Source organism: Novosphingobium sp., assembly GCF_024642085.1.
GTDB lineage: Bacteria > Pseudomonadota > Alphaproteobacteria > Sphingomonadales > Sphingomonadaceae > Novosphingobium.
In genome coordinates this window covers 1-3,766 of sequence record NZ_JAHEBV010000061.1, presented here as the reverse complement: position 1 = coordinate 3,766, position 3,766 = coordinate 1, and the positions used below count along the sequence as shown (strand labels likewise).

General features: G+C 60.0%; 4 protein-coding genes. 2 read left to right on the top strand and 2 right to left on the bottom strand.

All coding sequences use genetic code 11. The annotated features are described in order from the left end of the window. Positions 1–89 precede the first annotated feature (89 nt). The gene (locus tag Q0L62_RS13010; protein WP_296680588.1) at positions 90–308 is read left to right on the top strand and encodes a hypothetical protein; all 219 of its coding nucleotides are present in this window, start codon (positions 90–92) and stop codon (positions 306–308) included. 65 nt (positions 309–373) lie between these two features. On the opposite strand, the gene leuA is transcribed toward Q0L62_RS13010, so the two are convergent. Both leuA and Q0L62_RS13000 read right to left on the bottom strand, forming a co-directional pair. Beyond that, the gene (leuA, locus tag Q0L62_RS13005; protein WP_296680585.1) at positions 374–2,050 is read right to left on the bottom strand and encodes a 2-isopropylmalate synthase; all 1,677 of its coding nucleotides are present in this window, start codon (positions 2,048–2,050) and stop codon (positions 374–376) included. Positions 2,051–2,258: 208 nt separating this feature from the next. Next, complete coding sequence (locus Q0L62_RS13000) at positions 2,259–2,546, bottom strand: PilZ domain-containing protein (RefSeq protein WP_296680583.1); 288 nt, start codon at positions 2,544–2,546, stop codon at positions 2,259–2,261. A 214-nt stretch (positions 2,547–2,760) separates the two neighbouring features. Between Q0L62_RS13000 and Q0L62_RS12995 the strand changes: the two genes are divergently transcribed. Further along, the coding region (locus Q0L62_RS12995) for a serine hydrolase (RefSeq protein WP_296680580.1) at positions 2,761–3,766 on the top strand (1,006 nt) is incomplete at its 3' end.

The window sequence follows — 3,766 nt, the reverse complement described above, 5'->3', positions numbered from 1 at the left end:
GTTCGTATCGCCGACGGTCCGGACGAGGTTCACATGAGCCAGCTGGGCAAGGCCAAGATCAAGGAATATGTTGCGATGAACGAGCGCTGATGCCGGTAGCTTCGCTGTTCGATTTGTCCGTTAAGGTCGCGCTGGTTGCCGGCGGCAAAAATGGGATCGGGCTCGGCAAGGCCGAAGGGCTGGACCAGCATACCGCCGCCTTCATCATCCGGGGCACCAAAAAAGAGAATAACGAGCCGGCAGCAGCGCAACCGCGCAACCATAGCGGTAACATGGTTGTGATCGGCGGCGGCGTTACCTTTTACTGACGGAGCCACGGCCAAGCGGGTACGGCAAAAACGGCGTCCTGCGCAGCGGCAAGCCTATCGACTGATCAGCCTTCGCTTGCCCCATTTGCGGCGCTGAGCACGGCGCGGACAGAGGCGGTAGCGACGTCCTCATCGATGCCGACACCCCAGATCGTCTTGCCTGCGGCGGTCACGCATTCGACATAAGCGGCGGCGCGCGCGTCAGACCCGGCGGTCATGGCGTGTTCGGTGTAGTCCTTCACCTCCAGCGACACTCCAAACGCATCGTTCAGCGTGCCGACGACCGAACTGATCAGCCCGTTGCCGCGGCCCGATACCGACTGTTCCTTGCCATCGAGTTCGATCTTGCCGGCGAACAGGCGGGTCCCGTCGGCGGCCTTCGATTCCTCGTAATCGACCAGCTGGAAATGCTGCGGCGTGTTGAGCTTGTAAGTCTGCTGAAACACAGCCCAGATATCGTCAGCAAAAAGTTCGCGGCCCAGTTCATCGGCCAGGGCCTGAACACGGGTGGAAAAATGCGCCTGCATCTTTTTGGGCAGTTTCAGCCCCTGATCTTGTTCAAGAACCCAGGCGAAGCCGCCCTTGCCGGACTGTGAATTGACCCGGATCACAGCTTCGTAACTGCGCCCCAGATCAGCGGGGTCGATTGGCAGATAGGGCATTTCCCACAGCAGGTCGTTCTTTGCCTCCATCGCGGCAAAGCCCTTTTTGATAGCGTCCTGGTGGCTGCCCGAAAACGAGGTATAGACCAATTCGCCGACATAGGGGTGGCGCGGGTGGATCGGCAACTGGTTGCAGTATTCAACCGTCTTGGCGATGCCGTCGATATCCGACAGATCAAGCCCAGGATGGACTCCTTGCGTGTACATGTTGAGCGCGACCGTCACGATATCGCAATTGCCGGTGCGCTCCCCATTGCCGAACAGGCAGCCTTCGACCCGGTCAGCGCCCGCCATCAGCCCCAGCTCGCAAGCTGCGATCCCCGTGCCGCGATCATTGTGGGTGTGTAGGCTGATGACAACGCTGTCGCGGTTGGGAATCAAGCGTCCGAACAGCTCAATCTGATCGGCATAGATGTTGGGCGTTGCACATTCGACCGTAGCGGGCAGATTGAAGATGATCGGTTTGTCTGGCGTGGGACGAAGCACATCCATAACCGCCGCGCACACCTCAACCGAATATTCGACCTCGGCGGTGGAGAAGGTTTCGGGGCTGTATTCAAAGCGCCAGTCGGTGCCGATATACTTTGCTGCCTGGTCCCGCAGCACCTTGGCGCCATCTATCGCGATTGCCTTGATTTCGTCCTTGCCCATGCCGAACACGACTTTGCGCCACACCGGCGACACCGCGTTGTAAAGGTGAACAATTGCGGTATGCGCGCCTTCCAGGCTGGCAAAGCTTGTTTCGATCAGATCGCGGCGCGACTGCGTCAAAACCTGGACAGTAACGTCTTCTGGAATGCGGTCCGCCTTCACCAAGCCTGAAATGAAATCGAAATCGGTCGCGCCCGAAGCGGGAAAGCCAACCTCTATTTCCTTGACGCCAACTTTCAGCAGCAGGTCGAAGAAGCGGCTTTTTTTCTCCGCCCCCATTGGATCGATCAGCGCCTGGTTGCCGTCGCGCAGATCAGTAGAAAGCCAGCGCGGCGCCTGCGTGATGACGCGGCCGGGCCACTGCCGATCGGGCAGGTTTATGGGCGGGAAGGGGCGGTACTTGTCCCCGGGGGTCTTCAGCATGGTCATGTCGGTGTCTCGGCTCTGGCAGGTGCGACTGGAGGCGTGCGGTTCGCTTCATCCCTTGAGCGGCGCTGCGTGCCGATCAAGTCGCACGCCAGCTTACGCCCAAGGGCGGATAAGTCGCAGGGTAAGGCCAAGCGCAAGGATCATGCCCGTGGCTATGCCGAGGTGAACAGCCCGTGTAAAGGGGGGTTTGGCCGCTTGCGCAGGCGCTTCAGCGCAATTGCCGGATCAGGTTTTCAAAGACTGCGTCGTGCAGGTCGCGCTCGAACTCTATCCCGACCAGCCCGTTTTCAACCCACAGCACCTTTGATGGCATGTATTCCAGGCCTGGCAGCCGGACCAGCACGCGACCGTCCACTTCGAACGAGATCGCCTGTTTTTCAACCATGCAGCCGGCAATGGAAAGGTCACGCACGCTGATTTCGGCGACCATGCCTGATTTCATCCGGCATTTGGCGCGGATCGAGCGGACGGCTTCGACAACTTCCTCGATTTCCATGGGCGCCAACCTGATGCAGGAACAAACGTGCTGGATTTCCTATTGCAGAACGACCTTGGGAAAGCCCTGCCATGTCTGGACAATGCGCGGCAAACGGACGTGGTAAACACAGCCGCAACGATTTTACCGCGGGCCGGAATGTCGCTTGTGCAGGCGCTGTGCAGCGGCAATACAGGTTTGCAAGTGCAACCGATCGGTGCGGAGGAGCAGGGGTTTGAACAGCAAGGCAGCAGGTTTTGATGGTGATCGCCTGGCGCGGATCGATCACTTTTTGAAAGACCGCTACATTGACAGCGGCAAGCTGGCCAATGCCCAGCTGCTGATCGCCCGTGACGGGCACGTCGCGCATTTTTCATCGCAAGGGCTGGCGCGCGAAAGCGGGGAGCCGCTGCGCGACGATGCTCTGTTCCGCATCGCCAGCATGACCAAGCCGGTCACATCAATCGCGTTCATGATGCTGGTCGAAGATGGCAAAGTGGCTCTCGACACGCCCGTCCATCATGTGCTGCCCGAGTTCAAGAACCTGGGCGTTTACAATGCCGGTGGCGGTGGAGTCGGCTTTCTGACCCGGCCGCTCAACCGGCCGATGCTGATGATCGATCTGCTGCGGCACACTTCAGGACTGACCTACGGCTTTCAGAACCGCAGCAATGTCGATGCCGCCTACCGCGAAGGTAAGATTGAAAATTGGCACGGCAACCTGACGCTGGATGAGTTTATCGCGGCTCTGGGCGCTATTCCGCTGGAGTTCTCACCCGGCGAAAGCTGGAACTATTCGGTGTCGACCGATGTCCTTGGCGCGGTGGTTCAGCGGGTATCGGGACTGGCCCTGGACGATTTCTTTGCGGCCCGTATTTTTGCGCCGCTTCAAATGAATGACACGTTTTTTACAGTCCCCGCCGACAAGATTGGCCGGCTGACCGATTGCTACACACTGCTTCCGGGCAAGGGCCGGGTGCTGACCGACCGCGGCGCCGACAGCGCTTGGTCCAGGCCGCCTCGTCTGGTTTCGGGCGGCGGGGGGCTGGTTTCGACGGCGTCGGACTACAACCGATTCGCCCAGATGCTGCTCAACGGGGGCGAACTTGACGGCGCGCGCATTGTCGGGCGCAAGACGCTGGGTCTGATGACGCTGAACCACCTGCCCGATGGCGGGGATCTGGCGTCGTGGTCGAAGTCATTGTTCAGCGAGGCGTCGAACGCCGGGGTCGGGTTCGGCC